The organism is Streptomyces sp. HM190 (assembly GCF_009857135.1).
GTDB classification, from domain to species: Bacteria; Actinomycetota; Actinomycetes; order Streptomycetales; family Streptomycetaceae; genus Streptomyces; species Streptomyces heilongjiangensis.
Map to the genome: position 1 here is coordinate 3,382,555 of NZ_CP047318.1, position 22,167 is coordinate 3,404,721.

At 73.6% G+C, this 22,167-nt stretch carries 13 protein-coding genes; 7 read left to right on the forward strand and 6 right to left on the reverse strand.

Features of this window, described 5'->3' with window-relative positions; all coding sequences use genetic code 11:
- Window positions 1-39: 39 nt before the first annotated feature.
- A complete protein-coding gene (gene ftsE, locus GSY65_RS14260) occupies window positions 40-729 on the reverse strand; it encodes a cell division ATP-binding protein FtsE (protein ID WP_009320785.1) in 690 nt (229 codons plus the stop codon).
- Between the two features lie 263 nt (window positions 730-992).
- On the opposite strand from ftsE, the gene GSY65_RS14265 reads away from it, so the two are divergent.
- Window positions 993-1,187, forward strand: coding sequence for a hypothetical protein (locus GSY65_RS14265; RefSeq protein WP_055518486.1), 195 nt, complete (start codon window positions 993-995; stop codon window positions 1,185-1,187).
- A 127-nt stretch (window positions 1,188-1,314) separates the two neighbouring features.
- Here the strand turns inward: GSY65_RS14265 and GSY65_RS14270 are convergent, their stop codons facing one another.
- The 5 genes from GSY65_RS14270 to GSY65_RS14290 form a co-directional block, all read right to left on the reverse strand.
- Entirely contained in the window at window positions 1,315-2,169 is an 855-nt protein-coding gene (locus GSY65_RS14270) for a hypothetical protein (protein WP_159768076.1), read from the reverse strand.
- Window positions 2,170-2,500: 331 nt separating this feature from the next.
- On the reverse strand, window positions 2,501-3,607 hold the full coding sequence (prfB, locus tag GSY65_RS14275) for a peptide chain release factor 2 (protein WP_159768078.1): 1,107 nt from the start codon (window positions 3,605-3,607) through the stop codon (window positions 2,501-2,503).
- A 254-nt stretch (window positions 3,608-3,861) separates the two neighbouring features.
- Window positions 3,862-5,091: a serine/threonine-protein kinase gene (locus GSY65_RS14280; RefSeq protein ID WP_159768080.1), complete on the reverse strand. Its 1,230-nt coding sequence runs from the start codon at window positions 5,089-5,091 to the stop codon at window positions 3,862-3,864.
- A gap of 277 nt (window positions 5,092-5,368) precedes the next feature.
- Complete coding sequence (locus GSY65_RS14285; RefSeq protein WP_159768082.1) at window positions 5,369-6,553, reverse strand: IS701 family transposase; 1,185 nt, start codon at window positions 6,551-6,553, stop codon at window positions 5,369-5,371.
- 263 nt (window positions 6,554-6,816) lie between these two features.
- Window positions 6,817-8,565 (reverse strand): serine/threonine-protein kinase, encoded by a 1,749-nt coding sequence (locus GSY65_RS14290; protein WP_159768085.1) that lies wholly within the window; start codon window positions 8,563-8,565, stop codon window positions 6,817-6,819.
- A gap of 474 nt (window positions 8,566-9,039) precedes the next feature.
- Between GSY65_RS14290 and GSY65_RS14295 the strand changes: the two genes are divergently transcribed.
- From GSY65_RS14295 to GSY65_RS14320, 6 genes are all read left to right on the forward strand, one after another.
- Window positions 9,040-13,095 (forward strand): FHA domain-containing protein, encoded by a 4,056-nt coding sequence (locus tag GSY65_RS14295; protein ID WP_159768088.1) that lies wholly within the window; start codon window positions 9,040-9,042, stop codon window positions 13,093-13,095.
- A gap of 185 nt (window positions 13,096-13,280) precedes the next feature.
- Window positions 13,281-14,699, forward strand: a complete 1,419-nt coding sequence (locus tag GSY65_RS14300; protein ID WP_443043222.1) for an ABC transporter substrate-binding protein — start codon at window positions 13,281-13,283, stop codon at window positions 14,697-14,699.
- 8 nt (window positions 14,700-14,707) lie between these two features.
- Window positions 14,708-16,063, forward strand: coding sequence for a carbohydrate ABC transporter permease (locus GSY65_RS14305; protein ID WP_236579786.1), 1,356 nt, complete (start codon window positions 14,708-14,710; stop codon window positions 16,061-16,063).
- The gene (locus GSY65_RS14310; protein ID WP_159768094.1) at window positions 16,060-16,983 is read left to right on the forward strand and encodes a carbohydrate ABC transporter permease; all 924 of its coding nucleotides are present in this window, start codon (window positions 16,060-16,062) and stop codon (window positions 16,981-16,983) included. The genes GSY65_RS14305 and GSY65_RS14310 overlap by 4 nt, the downstream gene beginning before the upstream one ends.
- A gap of 222 nt (window positions 16,984-17,205) precedes the next feature.
- Window positions 17,206-19,482 carry a bifunctional glycosyltransferase/CDP-glycerol:glycerophosphate glycerophosphotransferase gene (locus GSY65_RS14315; RefSeq protein ID WP_159768097.1) on the forward strand — a complete coding sequence of 759 codons (2,277 nt, stop codon included), beginning with the start codon at window positions 17,206-17,208 and terminating at the stop codon, window positions 19,480-19,482.
- A 396-nt stretch (window positions 19,483-19,878) separates the two neighbouring features.
- A complete protein-coding gene (locus tag GSY65_RS14320; protein ID WP_159768100.1) occupies window positions 19,879-22,095 on the forward strand; it encodes a bifunctional glycosyltransferase/CDP-glycerol:glycerophosphate glycerophosphotransferase in 2,217 nt (738 codons plus the stop codon).
- Window positions 22,096-22,167: the final 72 nt, after the last annotated feature.

Consider the following 22,167-nt stretch of genomic DNA (forward strand, 5'->3'; position numbering starts at 1 on the left):
TCTGGTCAAGCCTTTCCGTGGACGGTCGTCGAGCAGTGGTCAGTGCTGGTAGCCGTAGACGCCGCGCGCCTGGTCGCGGACGAGGCGGCCCTTCTCCAGCTCGATGACGCGCTTGCGCATCTGGTCCACGATGTTCTGGTCGTGGGTGGCCATGACCACGGTCGTACCCGTCCGGTTGATCCGGTCGAGCAGCTTCATGATGCCGACGGAGGTCTGCGGGTCGAGGTTGCCCGTGGGCTCGTCGGCGATCAGCAGCTTGGGCCGGTTCACGAAGGCCCGCGCGATGGCGACGCGCTGCTGCTCACCGCCGGACAGCTCGCCCGGCATCCGCTCCTCCTTGCCGCCGAGGCCGACCAGCTCCAGCACCTGCGGGACGGACTTGCGGATCTCGCCGCGCGACTTCCCGATGACCTCCTGCGCGAAGGCGACGTTCTCACCGACCGTCTTGTTCGGCAGCAGCCGGAAGTCCTGGAACACCGTCCCCAGTTGGCGGCGCATCTGCGGCACCTTCCAGTTGGACAGGCGCGCGAGATCCTTGCCCAGCACGTGCACCTGACCCTGGCTGCACCGCTCCTCCCGGAGGATCAGCCGCAGGAAGGTGGACTTTCCGGAGCCGGAGGACCCCACGAGGAACACGAACTCGCCCTTCTCGACCTCCAGGGACACATCCCTGAGGGCGGGGCGGGTCTGCTTCGGGTAGACCTTGGACACGTTGTCGAATCGGATCACGGATGCACCACAGGCCGTCGGGGAATGGATGGTCGAGACTGTACCGCTACCCGTCCTCGTGAGGGGTGCGGGGAACTGCGCGAGCGGCCGCGGCGATCCCGGCGTCGTGCGACGAACGGCACCCGCCCCTTTCACCGGCGCCCGCGCACGCTCCGGTGGAACCTGGCACAGTGGAGGAGGAGGCATCGGGCCCATCAGCGGAACGCATCGGTTCCGCGAAGCGTTGGGGTGTGTGTGAGGCCATTGCAAGGAGGGCGAGGCGCATGACGTACGACCGGTTGGTGTGCGCGAACTGCGCGTCGCCCGTCGCCGAGGGCCGCTGCCATGTGTGCCGGGCCAGCCGCGAGCGGCTCCAGCAGGAGAACCCGTTCGCGGGGCTGAGCCCGATGACCCTGATCGCCCTCCTGGCGATCCTGATAACGGCTCTGGCGCTGCTGGCGCACCAGACGACGGCGTAGGCGACGCCGGCGGACGCGTGAGCGACCGGCGGGACGCCCCGTCGGCGCGACCGGACACGACGAAGGCCCGGGGCTTGCCGCCCCGGGCCTTCGAGCGTGTGTGGGTGCCGTGCGTGACCGCGAGGGATCAGGCGGCGGCGCCGCGACCGTCCATCAGGCGCGGCAGGAGCCGGAAGCCGATACCGCCGACGATCATCGTGGCGGCGCCGACCAGCAGGAACGTGGTCTCGGCGGCGCCCGTCTCGGCCAGCTCACCGCTCCCGGAGCCCTGGGCCTCGGTCGCGGAACCGGTGTCGGTCAGCTGCGAGGAGCCCTCTTCCTGGACGACCTCGTCGTTGCCGCCGTCGGGCTCGGTACCGCCGGAGGTGGCGTCACCGCCGGTGGTCGAGGTACCGCCGCCGGTGGTCGAGGAACCGCCGCCCGAGGTGGAGTCGCCACCGGTGGAGCCGCTGCCGCCGGAGGTGCCGGTGCCGCCGGTGGAGCTGTTGCCACCGGAGTTGCCGTTGCCACCCGAGTTGCCGTTGCCACCGGAGTTGCCGTTGCCACCATCGGTACCGGTGGTGCCGGTAGTGCCGGTGTCCCCAGTGGTGCCGGTGTCGCCGGTCGTGCCCGTGTCCCCGGTCGTGCCCGTGTCCCCGGTGGTGCCCGTGTCGCCGGTGGTGCCCGTGTCGCCGGTGGTGCCGGTGTCCCCGGTGGTGCCGGTGTCGCCGGTCGTGCCCGTGTCACCCGTCGTGCCGGTGTCACCCGTCGTGCCGGCGGTGCCGGTCGTGCCCTGCGTGGCACCGATGGACGTGCCGTCCGTGTCACCCTCGGTGTCGACCGAGACACCGACATCGGCGGAGACGCCGTTACCGGTGTTGACGCCGATACCGACGCCGAGGTCGAGCGCGGAAGCGGCACCCGCGGCGGTCAGCGACGCACCGGCGGCGATCACGGCACCCGCGGCGATTCGCGCCACGCGGATCCGCGTCTTCTTCGTCATATGGCTGCTACCCCCAGTAGCTCATCAGTCATTGGAGCAGCGCCCGGGGCCGCGATCAACGGGGGCAGTCGGTAGCTTGCGATCCCCCCGGTTCACATGCGTCCCAGTAATGCGCATGCCATGCGCCAGCCTTCCCAGTTTTCGAAGCAACGTCAAGGTCGTTGCGTACGCGATGTCCCGTTGATCGGGTTTGACCGAGGCAGTGGCGTGTGAGTGTGACGTAGAACCCAGACATCACCCTACAGACAAGGCAACTGCCATCGCGTGGATGACAGTTGCCTTATCGACAAAGCGCTGAGATTGTCCGGGGGCGGGAACCCGGTCGCGTCCCTTACTTCTCCTGCTGCTTGCGCCAGCGAATTCCGGCCTCCAGGAAGCCGTCGATCTCGCCGTTGAACACGGCCTCGGGGTTGCCGACTTCGAAGTTGTTCCGCAGATCCTTGACCATCTGGTACGGGTGCAGGACGTACGAACGCATCTGGTTGCCCCAGGAGTTGCCGCCGTCGCCCTTGAGCGCGTCCATCTTGGCCTGCTCCTCCTGGCGGCGCCGTTCCAGCAGCTTCGCCTGGAGGACGTTCATGGCCGTGGCCTTGTTCTGGATCTGCGACCGCTCGTTCTGGCAGGAGACGACGATGCCGGTCGGCAGGTGCGTGATGCGGACGGCGGAGTCGGTCGTGTTGACGCCCTGTCCGCCGGGGCCGGAGGACCGGTAGACGTCGATGCGCAGCTCGGACTCGTCGATCTCGACGTGGTCGGACTGCTCGACCACGGGGAGCACCTCGACACCGGCGAAGGAGGTCTGCCGGCGCCCCTGGTTGTCGAAGGGCGAGATCCGGACGAGGCGGTGCGTGCCCTGCTCGACGGAGAGGGTGCCGTACGCGTACGGCACCTGCACGGCGAAGGTGGTCGACTTGATGCCGGCCTCCTCCGCGTACGACGTCTCGTAGATCTCCGTCTTGTAGCCGTGCTGCTCGGCCCAGCGCAGGTACATGCGCTGGAGCTTCTCCGCGAAGTCGGCGGCGTCGACGCCACCGGCCTCGGCGCGGATGTTGACGAGCGCCTCACGGGAGTCGTACTCGCCGGACAGGAGGGTGCGGACCTCCATCTCGTCGAGGGCCTTCTTCACGGAGGCCAGCTCCGCCTCGGCCTCGGCGCGGGTGTCCGGGTCGTCCTCCTCCTCGGCCATCTCGAAGAGGACACCGAGGTCGTCGATACGACCACGGAGCGCGTCCGCCTTCCTGACCTCGGCCTGGAGGTGGCTCAGCTTGCTGGTGATCTTCTGCGCCTCGTCCGGGTTGTCCCACAGGGACGGCGCGGCCGCCTGCTCCTCGAGCACGGCGATCTCTGCCCTCAGCTTGTCGAGGTCCAAAACGGCCTCGATCGACTCCATGGTCGAGGAGAGGGACTTCAGCTCTTCGGATACATCGACGACTGCCACGCCCCCAGCGTAACGGCTGCGGCAACGTATCCCTCCCGGGTGCCCGCGAGCGGCCTCGCGGCCCGGGGCCGCGGTCGTCAGGCGGCCGCGGGCGGGGTGGGGGTCGTACGCGCCCACGCGGCGCCCTTCCCGGGCAGGGCGGGCCGCAGTGGCCGCGGGCCGGCCCCTCCAGGGGCGCGGGGAACTGCGCGGACGCCCCCCACGCACCGCGGCCGCCCGACGACAGCGGCCCCGGAGCCGTCGGGCGGCCGCGGTCAGGGAGTGTCCGGCACCGAGTTCTTCGTGTCGGAGGGCGCGCCGCCCTCCTCGTCCCCGGAGGTGACCGCCCACGTCCCCACCCCCACCGCGGCGATCAGCGCGACCGCCGCCGCACCGAGCGTGATCCGGCGGCGACGCGCGGTGGCCCGGTTCCGTGCGGAGCCCGGCCGGGGCGCCCCCGCCGCCCGGGGCACCCGCGCGGTCCCCCGCGCACCCCCGGCCAGCTCGTCGGGCGCGGGCACCCGCATCGACGTGTGGGTGTCCCGGTTGGAGTCCGGCTTCGCGCCCGGCACCAGCGGCACGGCGCCGCGCCGCACCCGCTCCCGCGGGGCGGGCGCCTGCGCCTCCTCGTACGCGGCCTGTGCCTGCGTGCCCGGCTCGTCGACGTCCAGCGGCGGCATCCCGGCCAGCAGCGGCAGCTGCTCGCGCAGCCGGGCCGCCAGCTCCGACGCCCGCAGCCGCGAGGCCGGGGCCTTGGCCAGGCACTGCACGAGCAGTTGCCACAGCTCCTCGGGGATGCCGGGCAGGGGGACGACCGTCTCGGTCACGTGGCGGCGCAGCACCGCTCCCGGGTGGCCCCCGCCGAACGGGGTGAAGCCCGCCAGCAGCTCGTACAGGACCGTCGCGAGGGCGTAGATGTCCACGGCCGCCCTGGGCGGCAGGCCCTCGACGATCTCCGGCGCGAGATAGTCCGGGGTTCCGATGATCTTCGTGGCGCGGGTGCGCCGTGGTGAGTCGATCAGCTTCGCGACGCCGAAGTCGGTCAGCAGGGCCGGGTGGGAGCCGCCGGGGCCGAGCGGGCCCTGCATGTCCAGCAGCACGTTCTCCGGCTTGACGTCGCGGTGCACGATCCCGGCCGCGTGGGCCGCCGCGAGGCCGTCGGCGACATCGGCGACGACGGCGACGGCCGCCTCGGGGGCCATGCGGCGCTCCCGGTCCAGCCGGGTGCGCAGATCGGTGCCCCGGACGAGGTCCATGACGAGGGCGAGGTCGTTGCCGTCGACGACGAGGTCGCGCACGGACACCACGTTCGGGTGGTCGAGACCCAGCAGCGCCGTGCGCTCCTGGACGAAGCGGCTGACGAGCTCCTGGTCGGACGAGAGGTCCTCGCGCAGCAGCTTGATGGCGACGGGGCCCTCCGGGCCCTCACCCAGCCACACCGTGCCGGCGCTGCCCCGCCCCAGAATCTGGTTCGCGGTGTACCGGCTTCCGATCTTCCGTCCCAAGACTGCTCCTACAGGCCGCGTGTTGGCGACAAAGCTACGCGCCCCGGGAGCCAACCTTCACCGCCGAGGCGGAAATCACCCCTCGGATATCGACAAATCCCCAACGCGGGCAGCTAGTACTGCAACGGTGCTTGTGCTGATTGCTGACCAGTTCAGGGACTGTGTCCGCGTCGCTTGTAGTGACTGATGCGGGCCTGGTGCTGGCGTCGTCGTCTCCAGGTCGACCAGTGCAGGATGTGATCGACCGGGGTGGGCCGGCGGTTGGTGAGTCGGGTGATCAGGCGTCTGATCTCGGCGAGGCTGAGGTGGATGAGCTGGGAGGATCCGTTTCTGCTTTCTCCGCGTCCAGCTGGCGGGCCCGCAGGACGGTCAGGCAGGCGTGGGCGGCCATGGCCAGGGTCATGTGGCGGTGCCAGCCGGGATAGCGGCGGACCTGGTAGTCGTCCAGGCCGCATTCCTGCTTCGCGGCCTGGAAGCATTCCTCGACCGCCCAGCGGCTGCCCGCGATGCGGATCAGCTGATCCAGGGTGGTGCCGGCGGGGCAGTAGGCGATGTAGTAGGAGATCTCCTCGGGCCTGCTCACGCTGCGGCGGGCCAGCACCCAGTGCCGGCGGTCGGCGCGGTGCCAGGGCCGCACCTCGACGCGGGCCCAGTCGTAGATCCGCCGGCCGTGGGCCCCTTCACCGCAGGAACGGCGTTTCCACTTCTGCCTCGGCAGGCCGGGAAACAGGTCGTGGACGGGGTGGTCGAGTGCCCATCGGGTGACGACGGTGTCGTGCCGGGTGGTGGCCATGACGTGGAAGACGTCCGCCTGCTCGAGTTCGTAGCGCCAGCCCTTGCTGAAGCCGTAGGCGGCGTCCGCTGTCACCCAGCCGAACGGGATCTTCTCGGCGATCGCGCGGCGGACCATCGCCTTGGCCATGGCCACCTTCGTGGCGAAGCCGACCGTGTCGTCGATGCCCGCCCGACGGCAGCGGTCCCGGTCGTCCGTCCAGGAGGTGGGCAGATACAACCTGCGGTCGATCAGGGTGCGTCCGCGGCTCGTGGCGTAGGCGAGGAACACGCCGATCTGGCTGTTCTCGGTGCGTCCGGCGGTGCCGGAGTACTGCCGCTGGACGCCGGCCGAGCGGATGCCCTTCTTCAGGAACCCGGTGTCATCGACGATCAGGACGGCATCCGGGTCTCCGAGGTGTTCCACGATGTAGTCGCGCACGTCCTCCAGGACCTCGTCGGCGTCCCACTCGATCCGGTTCAGCAGCCGCTGAATGCGGTCGGGACCCGCATGCCCGGCCTCTTCCGCAAGCGTCCAGCCGTTCTTCCGCTCCAGCGGCGCGATCAGCCCTCGCATGTACGCCAAAGCGGATTGCCGTGGCTCCTCCCGGTTGAACCGGTGCACGAACCGCTCATGCAGAGTGCTCAGTTCACCCGCCCACAGCCTGACATCAGCAAGGTCCCCACCCATGACCACACCAACGAACAAGCTGGCCAACAGTCACGGCAAACACCGTTGCAGTACTAGGGCGTGTTGCGAAAGTCCCGTCTGCCCGGCGGCGTCCGGCACGCACGCTCGCCGCGTTGTCGGGATCGCCCCGACACCAGAAGTATCGGGGCGACCCTCCGCCCTGCGATCGCACGCACCGGACGCCGCCGGGCCTGCCCTTCGGGCAGACGACGCCGCTCTCGAAACACAGGCTGTGACCGCCCCGGTCGTGACCGGCGCGGTCCTCACTGGCCGGAGCCGGTGCCTCCGGAGCCGGAGCCCGAGTCGCCCAGCTGCCCGATCCACTTGGTCGCCGTGTCGAACCAGTCCGTCAGCTGCTCCCAGTAGCCCTTGCCCGTGCCGATCCAGCCCTGCAGCGGGGTGAACTCCCAGATCAGCCAGCCGCCCACGAACAGCAGGACGACCATGACGAGGCAGCCCTTGAGGCAGCCGAGCCCCGGGATCCTCACGGGGTTGGCGCTGCGCCGGCGCGGCTCGCGCGGCGGCCTGGGCTCGCGCTGCGGGCGCGGCGCGGGCTGCTGCGGCTGCGGGGCGGGCGCGTACCGCTGCGGCTGCTGGTGCTGCGGGGCCGGGGCGTACGGCTGGTGCTGCTGCTGCGGCTGGCCGTAGCCGGGGGCGGGCTGCTGGGGGCGGCGCTGCTGGCGCTGCTGCCCGCGCGGCGGCTGCTGCGGCTGCGGGGCCTGCTGCGGCCGCTGGGCCTGCCGCTGGGGGCGGCGGCGCAGCGGGTCCTCGCCGGGGTCGAGGTACTGGATCTGGGTCTGTTCGTTGCGGTCGCGGGCCGCGCGCAGCTGGTTCTGCCAGGGGTGCGGGTCCTCCGGGCGCGGCCCGGCCGGGTCGTGCGGCGGCACGGGCGGCATGACGGAGGTCGGGTCGGCGCCGCCGGTCTGCGGGAGGACGGCGGTGGGGTCGGCCGCGCCCGCGGGGCCGCCGCCCGGACCCGAGGTGTGCGGGAGCACGCTGGTCGCCGCGTTCGGGTCGTACGAGCCGGCGCCGTGCGGCAGCACCTGGGTCGCGTCGGACGAACCGAACGGCTCCGGGGCGCCGCCCGGTACCGGGGCGGGGGCCGGGTCGGGGGTGAGGAGGTGGCCGACGCCGTCGGCGGCTGCGATCTGGAGGGAGTTGGCGTGCACGCCGACGCCCTCGGCGACGACGCGGAGCGCGCGGGCGAGGTTGACGGCGCTGGGCCGCTCGTCGGGGTTCTTGCGCAGACAGCGCTCGATGACCGTCCACAGCGGGTCGGGGACGGTGGAGGGGCGGCGCGGCTCGGCGCTGAGGTGCTGGTGCAGCACTTCGAGGGCGCTCTGGCCGGCGAACGGCGGGCGTCCGGTGACCAGTTCGTAGAGCAGGATGCCGGCGCCGTAGATGTCGACAGCGGAGGTCTGCGGGCGGCCCTCGGCGGACTCGGGGGCGACGTACGCGGGTGTGCCGACGAACTCGCTGGTGCGGGTCAGGCCCGGGGAGTCGGCGAGGCGGGCGATGCCGAAGTCGGTGAGCATCGGGTGCATCTGGCCCGCGTCCTGCTGGAGCAGCACGTTGGCGGGCTTGAGGTCGCGGTGCACGACGCCGTCGGTGTGGCTGGCGGCGAGCGCGTCGGCGATCTGCGCGGTGAGCAGCGCGGCGGCGACGGGTGTGAACGGGCCGTTCTCGCGCAGGTAGCGGTGCAGGTCCGGGCCGTCGATGAGGTCCATGACGAGGGCCAGGAGGTCGCCCTCGACGACGAGGTCGCGCACCCGGACGATGTTGGGGTGGGTGAGCCTGAGGAGGACGGAGCGCTCCCGCAGGAACCGCATCACGATGTCCGGGTCGCCGGCGAGCTCCTCCTTGAGGACCTTGATCGCCACGGTCTCCCCGGGGTGGCCCGGCACGGCCGCCTCGGCGCCCGCCGTCTCCCGCTGGCGGGCCCGCCAGACGGTGCCTGTGGCGCCGCGTCCCAGCGGCTCCTCAAGGAGGTACTTGCTCCCTACCGGCCGCACGTCATGCGCTCCCTGTTGCTTGCTTGCCCGACCCCGTCCCGCGGGTGTTTCCGACCCACTGTAGTGCGGCCGTCCCCGGGACCAGGGGTCCTGTCGTCCTGCGCCTGCTGTGGCTTGTTTCGGCCTGCCTGTGTTCCCTGCCGTCCCGCGTACGCGGATACGTACGGGTTCCCCCGTGCGTTCGATGGAAAGACGCTCTCCCCCAGGCCCTCGGTTGCCCAAATCGGGCACGGGACAGACGTGACCGATCTCAAGTGATCAAATGACGGGCAGTGGTCAGGCACTTTTGGGGGCAGAGCCGACCAATCAAGATCACTTGGCGGCGGGCGGCGGGCGTGTTGTCGGCGGCAGGTGCGAGGATGCCTCCAGTACTGGCCGACGTGCCCGTGAGCGGTGGGGGAAGTCTGCGGTGGGGACCGCGCAGTCTCGTCCTCGTCGTCGCGGGTGCCCGCGCGGAAGGGACCGCTGACGGCGATGCAGATCCGGCTGACCGTCGTAGACCCGCTGGGACCGACCTCGGAGCCGCGAGGACGCGCCACGGCCTGCGACGTGCTGGTCACGGCGCCCGCGGGGACGGCTCTGGCCGCCGTGGCGTCGGGCCTCGCCTCCGCGGTCGGTGACGGCGCCGCCGCGCAGCCGGAGCGCGGCCGGGAGACAGGCGGCCAGGTCGTGCTGTACGCGGGCGCGGAGCGGCTCGACGTGCAGCGCTGCACCCTCGGCGAACCGCCCCTGATCGACGGCGCCGTGCTCTCCCTCGGCGCCCCCTCCGAGCCGGGCCCCGAGGTCGACGAGGCCGCCGCCCAGCTGCATGTCGTGGCCGGGCCCGACGCCGGCGGCGTCCACCTGCTGCACGGCGGCAAGATCCACATCGGCCGCTCCGCCGACGCGGACGTCCCCCTGGACGACCCCGACGTCTCCCGCCTCCACTGCGCGGTCACCCTCTCCTCCGACGGCCGCGTCACCGTCGTCGACCTCGGCTCGACCAACGGCACCACGCTCGACGGCGAGCACGTCGGCGACCGCCCCGTCCGTCTCGCGCCGGGCGCGCTGCTGCGGATCGGCGAGTCGGCCCTCCGCCTGGCCTCCTCCTCGGGCACCCGCGGCGTCGCGACGACACCCGACGGCGAGGGCCACGTCCGGGTGGCCGTGGGGGCCGGGAGCGACACCGGCCCCGGAGGCGTCTCCCCGGAGTCGGGGGAGACGGCACGGGCCGCGGAGCAGAGCCGTACGGAGCAGAGGCTGGTGCCCGGCCAGGGCGGGGCACCCGGCATCGAGCGGGCGACGGGAGCCGCGGGAGTCGCGGGCGGCTCCGGGGCCGACTCCGGACCCGGTGGCCGGGGTGCGGGGCAGGAGCGCGCGGCGGGGGGCTTCGGCGGTGCCGACGGCGCTCGGGGCTCCCACGGGCACGGCGCATCCCGGGGGCCCGGCGGCGCGGCGCACCGGCCCGGCGGTCACGAGGGACCGGGTGGCGGGGGCGGCGCCGCCGGCCTGCCGGGTCAGCGGGGGTACGACGACTCCGACGGCCTCCACGGGTCCGGGGCAGCCGGAGCGGGCGGCGCAGCCCGTGCGGCCGGGGCGTCCGGCGACCTCGGCGACGGTGCCGACGACCTGGGGCCCGCCGGTTCCGGCAGTCGCAAGGGCACTCCCCTGCGGGGCACCGAGGTGCCGCGTGGGGTGCGCAAGCGGGGCGGGTTCGGGGCCTGGGCGCGCCGGCTGACCGGGGGGCGCGGGCCGACCGGGGCGGAGCACGACCCGTACGAGTACGACACGGAGTACGACGAGGACGAGCGCGGCGCCCTGGCGTCGCTGCTGCCCGCCGGGGGCGAGCGGCTGCCGGAGACCTGGCCGGATCCCGCCGCGCTGCTGCTGACCGCGCTGGGGCCGGGGCCCCGGCTGTGGGAGCGGGGGCCGGGCCATCCGGAGGCGCTGTCGGTGCGGCTGGGCACGGCCGACCGAGCGACGCCCGACGGCTCGGGGCTGCTGCCCGCGGTGCCCGTGACCACCGGGCTGCGCGAGGTCGGCGCACTGGGGCTGGCCGGGCCGCGCCCGCGGCTGATGGGCCTGGCCCGCGCCGTCGTGGCCCAGCTCGCCGCGCTGCACTCCCCCGACACCCTCGAACTGATCCTGATCAGCGCCGACCGCTCCCGGTCCGCGCAGGAGCGCACCGCCGACTGGTCCTGGCTCGGCTGGCTCCCCCATCTGCGCCCCGCCCACGGCCAGGACTGCCGCCTCCTCCTCGCCTACGACCGCGAACAGGCCACGGCCCGGCTGGACGAACTGCTGCGCCGCCTGGAGGACCACGCGGCGGACACGGCGGGCCCGGCGGGCAGCGCCGGCCCCGGCGCCGGCGAGCTGCCCGGCGGACGCTCCGCCCGGCGGCCGGCGTGGGCCAGGGACGACCGGGCGGCCGGCGGCTTCCCGGGGCCGTACACGGTGGTGGTCGTCGACGGGGACCCCGGTGGCGCCGATGTGCGGGAGGCGGTGGTGCGGCTGGCGCAGGACGGGCCGGCCGCCGGGATCCATGTGGTGTGCCTCGCCGAGGCGGAGGCGGCGTCGCCCGCCTCGCCGGTGGCGGAGACGTACGGGGCCGCCTGCGCGATCGCGCCCGCGTTCCGCGCGTGCGGGGCCGTCGCCCTGCTGAGCGGTGACGTCGCCACGGCGCTGCGGTTGCTGCGGGTCGCGCCGGGACAGACCACCGCGAGCGCCCCCGCCGCCGGTGTCGCGGCTGAGGCCCCGGCCCCGGCACCGGCGCGGGGCGCGGCCGAGCGCCCCGACCCGGTGGGGCCCGCGCGCGCGGGCCGGACCGGTTCCGGGGCCGTGCCGGGCCGTTCCCGGTCCGAAGGCCCCGGTGACCCGGGCCGGGCCGGCCGTACGGCCCGCGCCGAGCACTCCGGCCGCACCGGCGGGGCGGACTCCGCCTCCACGGGCCGTACGCACCCGCACCTCGCCCTCACGGGGACCGTGGGGTCCGTCGTGGACGGCGGCGGGCGCCCCGGCGGCCACGACCTGCCCGCACCCGACCCGAACCCGCCGGGACTGCTCAACCACGGCACGGTCGCCACGCTGGACGCGGTGTCCGCGGCGTGGGCGGAGCGGTTCGCGCGGGCGCTGGCGCCGCTGCGCACGGACGGTGCGGCCGGGGACCGGCAGACGCGCGTGTCGGCGCCGCTGCCGCAGTCGGCGCGGCTGCTGGACGAGTTGGGGCTGGCGCGGGCCACTCCGGCGTCGTTGATGGCCCGTTGGGCGGACGCCGCGGACGACACGACGGCGCTCGGCGGCCGGGCCTGGGCCGTGCTCGGCGCGGGACCGCGCGGGCCGGTGTCCGTGGACCTCGTGGCCGAGGGCCCGCATCTGCTGATCGAGGGGCCCGTGGGCAGCGGCCGCACCGAGTTGCTGCGGTCCGTCGCCGCGTCCCTCGCCGCCGCGGAACGGCCCGACCGGCTCTGCATAGCCCTGGTGGACGGGCGGGACGGGGGAGGCGCCCCCGGCGGGACGGCCGGACGCGCCGGAGAAGGGCTCGGCGTCTGTACGGACCTGCCGCACGTGGGCACCCACCTCACGGCCAACGACCCGGTCCGGATGCGGGAGTTCGCCCAGTCGCTGAGCGCCGAGCTGAAACGGCGGTCGGAGCTGCTGGGCGCGCTCGGCTTCGCGGAGTGGCACACCCGGCGCGAGGTGTCGGGCCGGATCGTCCCCCAGCGCTCGGCGCGGTCGGTCTCCCGCTCCGTGCCGGGCACCCCGGGTTCCGCGGCGGCCGGGGCGCCGGGCGGGGGCCCGGACGGCGCGGGTTCGCCCGGCCGAGGGACCGCGGGCGCCGGGTCCACCGGCGGCGGTCCGGTAGCCGGCGGCGCGATCGGGAGTGGTGGCCCGGCCGGGGGCGCCGGCCTCGCCGGCGGGGTGTCGGCCGCCAGGGGTGCCGCCGATCTCGACTCGTCGTCCAGTTCCACGCTGCGGCTGCGGCCCGGCGCGGGACGCAGGGCCGCCGAGCGGGAGGGACAGCCGGGCGGGAGGGGCACCGGGCTGCCGCGGCTCATAGTGATAGTCGACGACCTCGACGCGCTGCTGTCGCCGCCGCTGGGTTCCACGGGCCGGCCCGCCGCCGGGTCGGTGGTACGGGCGTTGGAGGCCGTGGCCCGGGAGGGCGAGCGGCTCGGGGTGCATCTCGTGGCCGCCGGTACGGGGGGCCGGGTCGGCGAGAGCGAGCTGGGGCGGGCGGCCGGGGGCCGGATCGTCCTCAGCGCCCCGCTGCCGGGGCCGGACGAACCGTCGCCCGGCCGGGGCGAGTTGGTCACCCAGGGGCGCACCACGCCCACCCCGTTCCAGGCGGGCCGGGTGACGGGACGCATCCCCCGCACGGCGACCCTGCGGCCCACCGTCGTCCCCGTCGACTGGGCCCGCATGGGCGACCCGCCGGCCCGCCGCCCCGTCCGCGAACTGGGCAACGGCCCCACGGACCTGGCCCTCCTCGCCAGCGCCCTCGACCGCGCGGCGAAAGAGGTGTCGGCGACGGGGATGCCGTCCCTGCTGTAGTCCTCGGGCGTCGTCGGGTGTCCTAGGGCGACCACCTCTCCCCGACCCTACTCATGGTCACGACGCGGTCACGATCGGGGAGTTGAGGGGGCAGGCGCTCTTGCCGCCCCCGGGCGTGCGGCGTAGACCAGAGCGCACGGGACAGCGCCGCTACGTTCGACGACGCACGGAGAACGGGGTCAGTGATGCGCAGCATGCTTCGTACACGCAACGCGACGACCGAGCACCATCCCTCACCCACACCCAGGCCGAGGCCGGCGGCCAGAGCCCTCGCCGCGCTCACCGCGGGCCTCCTCGCCGTCACCCTCTCCGCCTGCGGCGGGGACGACGGCGGGAACGACGGCGACCAGGGAACCGGCGACGCCGGCGGCAGGCCCACCGTCCAACTCCCCCGGCTCGACGGCCAGGAGCTGGAGGTCGCGGCCGTCTTCACCGGCCCGGAGCTGGACAACTTCCAGAAGGTGCTCGACGAGTTCGAGAAACGCACCGGCGCCACGGTGACCTTCGTGCCGACCGGCAACAACACCTCCACGTTCCTCGGCACGAAGATCGAGGGCGGCAAGCCGCCGGACGTGGCGTTCCTGCCCCAGGTCGGCGTCCTGCACCAGTTCGCCGAGAAGGGCTGGATCAAGCCGCTCGGCAGCGAGGCCCTGGCGCAGCTCGACAAGAACTTCTCGGACGGCTGGAAGGACCTGGGCGCGTACGAGGGCAAGCGGTACGGCGTGTACGCGAAGGCCGCCAACAAGTCCCTCGTCTGGTACAATAGCGCGGCCTTCGAGGCGGCGGGCATCACCGAGGAGCCCAAGAGCTGGGACGAGTTCCTCCGCACCGCTCGGACCCTGTCCGACGCGGGGTCCCCGGCCGTCTCCATCGGCGGCGCCGACGGCTGGACGCTCACCGACTGGTTCGAGAACGTCTACCTCTCCCAGGCCGGCCCCGAGAAGTACGACCAGCTGGCCAAGCACGAGATCAAGTGGACGGACCCCTCCGTCGAAGAGGCCCTCACCACCCTCGCCGAACTGTGGGGCGAGGACGAGCTGATCGCGGGCGGAGCCTCGGGCGCGCTGCAGACGGAGTACCCGAAGTCGATCACGCAGACGTTCAGCGGTGACACCCCGGCCGGGATGGTCTTCGAGGGCGACTTCGTGGCGGTCACCATCAACGGCGACACCGACGCGAAGATCGGCACGGACGCGAAGGTCTTCCCGTTCCCGGCGGTCGGCGACGACTCCCCGGTGGTCACCGGCGGCGACGCGGCGGTGGCGCTCAAGGACGGCAAGGGCGCGCAGGCGCTGCTGACCTTCCTCGCCTCGACCGACGCGGCGGAGATCTGGGCGGCGCAGGGCGGCTTCCTCTCCCCCAACAAGGAGATGGACCAGGGGACCTACAAGGACGACGTCACCCGGGAGATCGCCAAGGCGCTGCTCGCGGCGGGCGACGACTTCCGCTTCGACATGTCCGACCAGGCACCCGCGGCGTTCGGCGGCACCCAGGGCGTCGGCGAGTGGAAGGACCTCCAGGACTTCCTGAAGAACCCCGACGACGTGGCGGGCGCCCAGAAGAAGCTGGAGACCAGCGCGGCCAAGGCCTACGGGAAGGGCTGACGCCGGTCATGCCGTCCGCCGTGGCGAAGACGGCGGGGAGTGCCGGCACGCCGCCGGCACCTCCCGCCGCACCGCGCAAGGGCGTGACGGGCACCCGGCCGTGGGTGGCGGCGCTGTTCCTGCTGCCCGCGCTGGTGCTGCTCGGCGCGCTCGTGGTCTACCCGATCGGGTACTCGGTCTGGCGGAGCCTGTTCGACGCGAGCGGCTCGGGCTTCGTCGGCCTCGACAACTACGCGGAGATCTTCACCGACGACGCCACCCTCGTCGCCGTCCGCAACACCGCGATCTGGGTGGCGGTGGCCCCGGCCCTGGTCACCGCGCTCGGTCTGATCTTCGCCGTGCTCACGGAACGGGTGCGCTGGGGAACGGCGTTCAAGCTGGTCGTCTTCATGCCGATGGCGATCTCGATGCTGGCCGCGGGCATCATCTTCCGGCTGGTGTACGAGCAGGACCCGGACCAGGGCGTCGCGAACGCGGTCGTGACGTCCGTGCACGACCTGTTCACCGACGCGTCCGTGTACCCGAAGGCGCGCCCCAACGCCCAGGCCGGCGATCTGCGGCCGTCCGGCGGCGGGTCGTTCACCACGGAGGGCACCGTCCGCGCCGGCATCCCGGCGCTGCTGCCGCTCGTCGGTATCGCCCCGAACCGGCTGCCGGGCGACCCCGAGGACGCGAAGGCACCCACCGGGAACGGTGTCACCGGCACGGTCTGGCTGGACTTCCGGCTCGGCGGCGGCGGTGAGAAGGGCGCCGTCGACCGGGGCGAGAAGGCGCTGGAGGGCGTCACGGTGGAGGCGGTGAAGGACGGGAAGGTCGTCGCCACCGCGACCAGCGGCGCCGACGGCACGTTCCGTCTGCCGGAGTCGGCCGACGGGTCCCGGCTGCGGTTGCCCGGCTCGAACTTCGCGGCGCCGTACAACGGCATCGACTGGCTCGGCCCGACCCTGGTCACCCCGGCCGTCATCGGCTCGTACGTCTGGATGTGGGCCGGGTTCGCGATGGTGCTCATCGCGGCCGGGCTGGCCGGTGTCGACCGGAACCTGCTGGAGGCGGCGCGGGTGGACGGCGCGAACGAGTGGCAGGTGTTCCGCCGGATCACGGTGCCGCTGCTCGCGCCGGTCCTGGTGGTCGTCCTCGTCACCCTGATGATCAACGTGATGAAGATCTTCGACCTCGTCTACATCATCGCGCCGCAGCCGACCCAGGACGAGGCCAACGTCCTCGCCCTGCAGCTGTACCTGGCGTCGTACGGCGGCGGAGGCGACTTCGGGCTGGGCAGCGCGATCGGTGTGGTGCTGCTGCTGCTCGTGCTGCCGGTGATGTGGGTCAACATCCGGCGACTGCGGAAGGAGCGCCAGCGGTGACCGCCCTCAAGACCCCGGCCCCGGCGCCGGCCCCGAGGAACCCCGTCGAGGAGGCGCCCGCACGGGCCCGGCGTTCGGTCGCCGCCCGGGTGGCGAGCGGTGTGGCGGGGGGCGCGCTGCGGATCTTCCTGCTGCTGGTGGCGCTGTTCTGGCTGGTGCCGACGTTCGGTCTGCTGGTGTCGTCCTTCCGCGACCCGACCGACATCGCGGGGTCGGGCTGGTGGACGGTGTTCTCGGCACCCGCCCGGCTCACCACGAGGAGTTACGAGTCGCTCCTGGAGAACGAGGGCATCACCGACGCCCTGTTCAACACGGTCTGGATCACGGTCCCGGCGACCCTCCTCGTCGTCCTGATCGGCGCGATGGCCGGATACGCCTTCGCGTGGATGGACTTCAGGGGCCGGGACTGGTGGTTCATGGTCGTGGTGGGGCTGCTCGTGGTGCCGGTGCAGGTGGCGCTGATCCCGCTGTCCGGACTCTTCCGGGACCTCGGGATCTTCGGTGACGTCGTCGGTGTCGTCCTGTTCCACGTGGGATTCGGGCTGCCGTTCGCGATCTTCCTGCTGCGGAACTTCTTCGCGGAGATCCCGCGCGAACTGCTGGAGGCGGCGCGGCTGGACGGGGCGGGTGAGGTACGGCTGTTCGCGACGGTGGTCCTGCCGCTCGCGGCACCGGCGCTCGCGTCGCTCGGCATCTTCCAGTTCCTGTGGGTGTGGAACGACATGCTGGTCGCGCTGGTGTTCTCCAGCTCCGGCTCCCAGCCCCTGACGGTGGCACTCCAGCAGCAGGTACGGCAGTTCGGCAGCAACATCGAGGTCCTCGCGCCCGGCGCGTTCATCTCGATGGTGATCCCGCTGGCCGTGTTCTTCGCGTTCCAGAAGCAGTTCGTGTCCGGGGTGATGGCCGGGGCGGTGAAGTAGACCGCCACCTCCGCTTCGTGGGCCGGGGGTGCGTCGGCGGGTGCGGGTGGGTCGGCTGGTGCGGGTGCGTGGAGGGCTTGTCACGCGGTTCCCCGCGCCCCGCGCGCCCGCGAACACACCGACGCGCCCCGCCCCCCGGCGGATTCCCCCGTATGGAACACACACCGTAACCAAATCATCCCATCGGCCGTTTCCGGGCAGTATGCCCGCGCCGACCCATGGATGTCCCCCTTGCCCAGGTTCAGTGTCATCGTCCCCGCGTACAAGGTTCAGGCGTACCTGCACGAGTGCCTGGATTCCGTGCTGTCCCAGTCCTTCACCGACCTCGAACTGATCGTCGTCGACGACGCCTCCCCCGACGGCTGCGGGGAGATCGCCGAGGAGGTCGCCGCACGTGACCCCCGCGTCCGGCGCCCCGTGCGACTGCTCCGGAACGCCGGGCCGGGTGCCGCCCGCAACAAGGGGATGGAACTCGCCGGGGGCGACTACCTCCTCTTCCTCGACGGCGACGACACGCTCGCGCCGGACGCGCTCCGGTCGATCGCCGACCGCCTCAAGGAGACCGGCGAACCCGACGTCCTCGTCCATGACTTCGCCGCCACGACCTGGACGGGGCCGCCCGTCCGCACCGCACCCGACCGCCGGCTCACCGAGGCGGGCCCGGCGCCGTTCCGCCTCGACGACCGCCCCGGTCTGCTGGGCGTCCGCCCGGCCGCCTGGAACAAGGCGTACCGCCGGGAGTTCGTGGAGGACCACGGCTTCCGTTTCCCGCCCGGGATCCACGAGGACACCGTGTGGACGTACCAGGTGCTGATGGCCGCCGAGTCCGTCGCCACGCTCGACCGGGCCTGCGTCCAGGTCCGCGGGCGCCGCCACGGCGGTCTCCTCGACCGGACCACCCGCGCGCACTTCGACGTGTTCGAGCAGTACGACCGGCTGTTCGCGTACGTCGCCGAGCGGCCGGAACTGGCCGCGTGGCGTCCGCTGCTGTTCCGCCGCATGGTCGACCACCTCACCGCGGTGGCGTCCCGGCGCGACCTGCTCCCGCGCGCCGCGCGCGCCGAGTTCCTGCGCACGGTCCGCGCGTACCGCGCCCGTTACCGCGTCCCGGGCACCCCGCCGCGCGCCCGCGTCCGGCTGCGGCAGTTGCTGCGGTCGGGCAGCCCCCGCCTGTACGGCGCGCTGGGGGCGGCGGCCCGCGCGGGCCGGGGCGCGGCCGGGCCGGCTCGGGGCCTGGGCCGGCTGGTCCGGGGCGGTGGGCTCCGCCTGCACTACCGGGTGCAGCGGCTGCTGCCGCTGCGGGCCGACCGGGCGGTGTTCGCCGCCTACGACGGCCACGGCTACGTGTGCAGTCCGGCGGCGCTGGAGAACGCGTTCCGCACGTACGTGCCGGGCATGCGCACCTCGTGGGTGGCCCGGCCGGAGCACCACCACACCCTGCCGGTGGCGACCCGGCGGGTGCTGCCCGGCTCGATGGCGTACTGGACGGCGCTGGCCCGCTCCACGTACCTCGTCAGCAACGTCGACTTCGACCGGCGGCTGGTCAAACGGGACGGGCAGGTGCTGGTGCAGACCCGGCACGGCACCCCGCTCAAGCGCATGGGGCTCGACCTCCGGGACCGTCCGGCGGCCGCGCGCGGCACGGACTTCGAGGCGGCGCTGCGGGGCAGCGACCAGTGGGACTACGTACTGTCCGGCAACCGCCACTCCACGCTCGTCTGGGAGCGGGTCCACCCGTCGCCGTACACGACCCTGGAGTACGGTGCGCCGCGCAACGACGTGCTGCTGCGGGCCACGTCCGCGGACGTGGCGCGGATCCGCGAGCACCTGGGGATCCCCGAGGGCGCGGTCGCCGTGCTGTACGCCCCCACGCACCGCGACTACCGCCACTCCCAGCGCGCCCACCTGGACCTGGAGCGGCTGCTGCGCGAGCTCGGGCCGCGCTTCGTGGTCCTCGCCCGCGCGCACCACGCGTACGGCGCGCCGCTGACGGACCTCGCCCACGGGCGGCTGCTGGACGTCACCGGCTATCCCAGCGTGGAGGGCCTGTGCCTGGCGTCCGACGCGCTCGTCACCGACTACTCGTCGCTGATGTTCGACTACGCCAACCTCGACCGGCCCATCGTGATCCACGGGGAGGACTGGGACGCGTACGAGGCGGCCCGGGGCACCTACTTCGACCTGCGGTCGTTCCCGCCGGGCGCGGTGGCCCGCAGTGAGGACGAACTGATCGACATCTTCGCGACGGGGCACTGGCGGGGGTCGCGGTCGGCACAGCTGCGGGCGGCGTTCCGGGAGCGCTTCTGCCCGTTCGACGACGGGAGGGCGGCCGAGCGGGTGGTGCGGCGGGTCGTGCTCGGGGAGGCGGAGGTCCCGCCGGTCGTGCCGCTCGACGAACGTCGCCCCGCGCCGTCGGCGACGGCCGGCCGCGACGCGTCGCCGCTGGCGTCCGTACCGGGTCAGTGCCGGACGGGGGTGGAGGACCCCTTGCGCACGTAGCCGCCACGTCCGGGTCCGTCGGCGGTCGCGGGTGGGTCGTGGTTCCCCGCGCGGCTCCCCGCACCGCCGAGCAGCGACCGGGCCGCCGCCCCGTACGTGTCGGGGGCGAGGACCCGGGCCGCGGGCCCGGACCCCGTCACCGGGCACCGTCACCGGGCACCGCTTCCACCGAGGACCTCCCTCTCACCGCCGACCCCTGATCACCGACCACGCCTCCGTGATGTTCGACCACGCCACCCCCGACCGGTCCCTCCTGATCCACGCCGACGACCGGGACGTCCCCCGCGAGACGCGGGCCGCCCTCCGCGACCGGTTCCGCCAGTCCGACGACGAAAGGGCCGCCGCGCGCACCCCGGCGCCCCGCCCCACGGCCACCCTCGTTAGGAGCTGACGGACGTGCCCCGCTTCAGTGTCATCGTCCCCGTGTTCGAGGTCCGGGGCTTCCTGCGCGAGTGCCTCGACTCGGTGCTGGAGCAGTCGTACCGGGACCTGGAGGTCATCGCCGTCGACGACTGCTCCCCGGACGGCAGCGGGGACATCCTCGACGCGTACGCCGCCCGCGACCCGCGCGTGCGGGTGCTGCACCTGCCGGCGAACCTGGGCCTCGGGCGCGCCCGCAACGCGGGACTGCCGTACGCCACCGGGGACTTCGTCCTCTTCCTCGACAGCGACGACACCCTCACCCCGGGTGCCCTGCGCGCGCTGGCCGACCGGCTGGACGAGGCCCGCGACCCGGATGTGCTGGTCTTCGACTACGTCCGCACGTACTGGTGGGGCGGCACGCGCCGCAACTCCCTCGCGCACGTGCTGCGGGACGCGGGGGCCGGGACCTTCGCGGTCGGCGAGCACCCGCAGATCCTCGACCTGCTGATGGTGGTGTGGAACAAGGCGTACCGGCGGGAGTTCGTGCAGGCCCACGGCTTCCGGTTCCCGCCGGGCTACTACGAGGACACGCCGTGGACGTTCCCGGTGCTGCTGAGCGCCCGGCGGATCGCGACCCTGGACCGGATCTGCGTGGCGTACCGGCAGCGGCGGCAGGGCAGCATCCTGTCCACCACGAGCCGCCGGCACTTCGATGTGCACGACCAGTACGAGCGGGTCTTCACGTTCCTGGACGCGCGGCCGGAGCTGGCGCGCTGGCGGCCGTTCCTGCGGCACAGGATGGCGGAGCACTGCCTGGACATCCTCGCCGCACCGCACCGGGTGCCACCGCGGGACAAGGGCGAGTTCTTCCGCCGGACGGCGGGGCTGTACCAGAAGTACCGCGCTCCGGACGAGGTGCCGGTGGCGCCCGAGTTCCGGGTCCTGGAGGGCAGTTGGGCGGCCTGCCGGGCCCGGCGGCAGGCCGCCCGGCTCCGTACCGCGCTGACCGCGCGCGGGGAGCGGGTGCGCGCGGCGGGTGCCGAGCGGATCCGGCGGAGCCGGTCGCTGGTGCACGAGCGGCTGCCGCTGGACCCGCGGCTGGCGCTGTACTCGGCGTTCGCGCACCGGGGCATGCTCGGTGACCCGGCGGCGGTCTACCGGGCGGCACGTGACCTGGCCCCGCACATCCGGGGCGTGTGGGTGGTGCGGCCCGAGCTGGTGGGGACCCTGCCCGTGGACGTCGAGTACGTGACGCCGGGCTCGCCCGAGTTCCTGCGGGCGGCCGCGCGGGCCACCTTCTTCGTCAACAACGTCGCCTGGCCGTCCACCCTGCGCAGGCGGCCGGGCAGTGTGCGCGTCCACACCCATCAGGGCACGCCCCTGAAGTTCGCCGCCGCCGATCCGCACCCGCCGGGGGCGCGGCCCGGGGTGGACGTGCCGCGGATGCTGCGCCGGACCGCCGACCACCGGGACTACAGCCTGGTCGCCAACCGCCACTCGGAGCTGGTGTGGAGCAGGGCGTTCCCGTGCGGGTTCGTGTCGCTGCGCACCGGCAGCCCGCGCAACGACGTGCTGGTGAACGCCGGGCCGGACAGCGGGGCGGAGGTCCGCGAGCGGCTCGGTGTCCCGGCGGACCACACGGTCGTGCTGTACGCGCCCTCGCCGCGCGACTGCCGGCGGGGCGGGCACGTCGAGCGTTTCGACCTGGCCCGCTTCGCGGACGACCTGCGCCGCTGCCTCGGGGAACGGCACACCCTCGTCGTACGGCTGGATCCGTCGCTCGCGGACGGGCCGGCGCGCGGGTTCGGGCTCGCGGAGCTGCACCGGCGGGGCGTGCTGGTGGACGCGACGGACGAACCGCACGTCGAGGAGGTGATGCTCGCCTCCGACGCACTGGTCACGGACTACTCGGCACTGATGTTCGACTACGCCAACCTGGACCGGCCGATCGTGATCCACGCGGACGACTGGGGGGCGTTCACGGCGAGCCGGGGCGCCTGTCTCGACATCACCGCCGAGGGCCCCGGCCCGGTGTCCCGTTCGTACCGTGAGCTGGTCCGGCTGTTCGATTCGGGGCAGTGGCGGGACGCGGAGTCGGCGCGGCTGCGGGCGGCGTTCCGGGAGCGGTACTGCGAGTTCGACGACGGGAAGGCGGCCGAGCGGGTCGTGCGGACGCTGATGCTGGGGGAGGCCGTGGCGACGGTGCCCGCCCCGAGCGCCCGCCGCGCCTCGTCCCTCGTCTCGTCGTGAGGGGGCGCGTTCACCGGTCCGGGTGGGGCCGGGGCGCGTCGGCGGACTGGGCCGCTCCTCGCGCTTCACTCG

What these genes read in the sequence shown, in the direction of transcription:
- GSY65_RS14300 (WP_443043222.1), top strand. Translation starts at nt 13,281, where the DNA reads ATGCGCAGCATGCTTCGTACACGCAACGCGACGACCGAGCACCATCCC.
- GSY65_RS14315 (WP_159768097.1), top strand. Translation starts at nt 17,206, where the DNA reads ATGTCCCCCTTGCCCAGGTTCAGTGTCATCGTCCCCGCGTACAAGGTT.
- GSY65_RS14270 (WP_159768076.1), bottom strand. Translation starts at nt 2,169, where the DNA reads ATGACGAAGAAGACGCGGATCCGCGTGGCGCGAATCGCCGCGGGTGCC.
- GSY65_RS14285 (WP_159768082.1), bottom strand. Translation starts at nt 6,553, where the DNA reads ATGGGTGGGGACCTTGCTGATGTCAGGCTGTGGGCGGGTGAACTGAGC.
- GSY65_RS14295 (WP_159768088.1), top strand. Translation starts at nt 9,040, where the DNA reads ATGCAGATCCGGCTGACCGTCGTAGACCCGCTGGGACCGACCTCGGAG.
- GSY65_RS14265 (WP_055518486.1), top strand. Translation starts at nt 993, where the DNA reads ATGACGTACGACCGGTTGGTGTGCGCGAACTGCGCGTCGCCCGTCGCC.
- GSY65_RS14305 (WP_236579786.1), top strand. Translation starts at nt 14,708, where the DNA reads ATGCCGTCCGCCGTGGCGAAGACGGCGGGGAGTGCCGGCACGCCGCCG.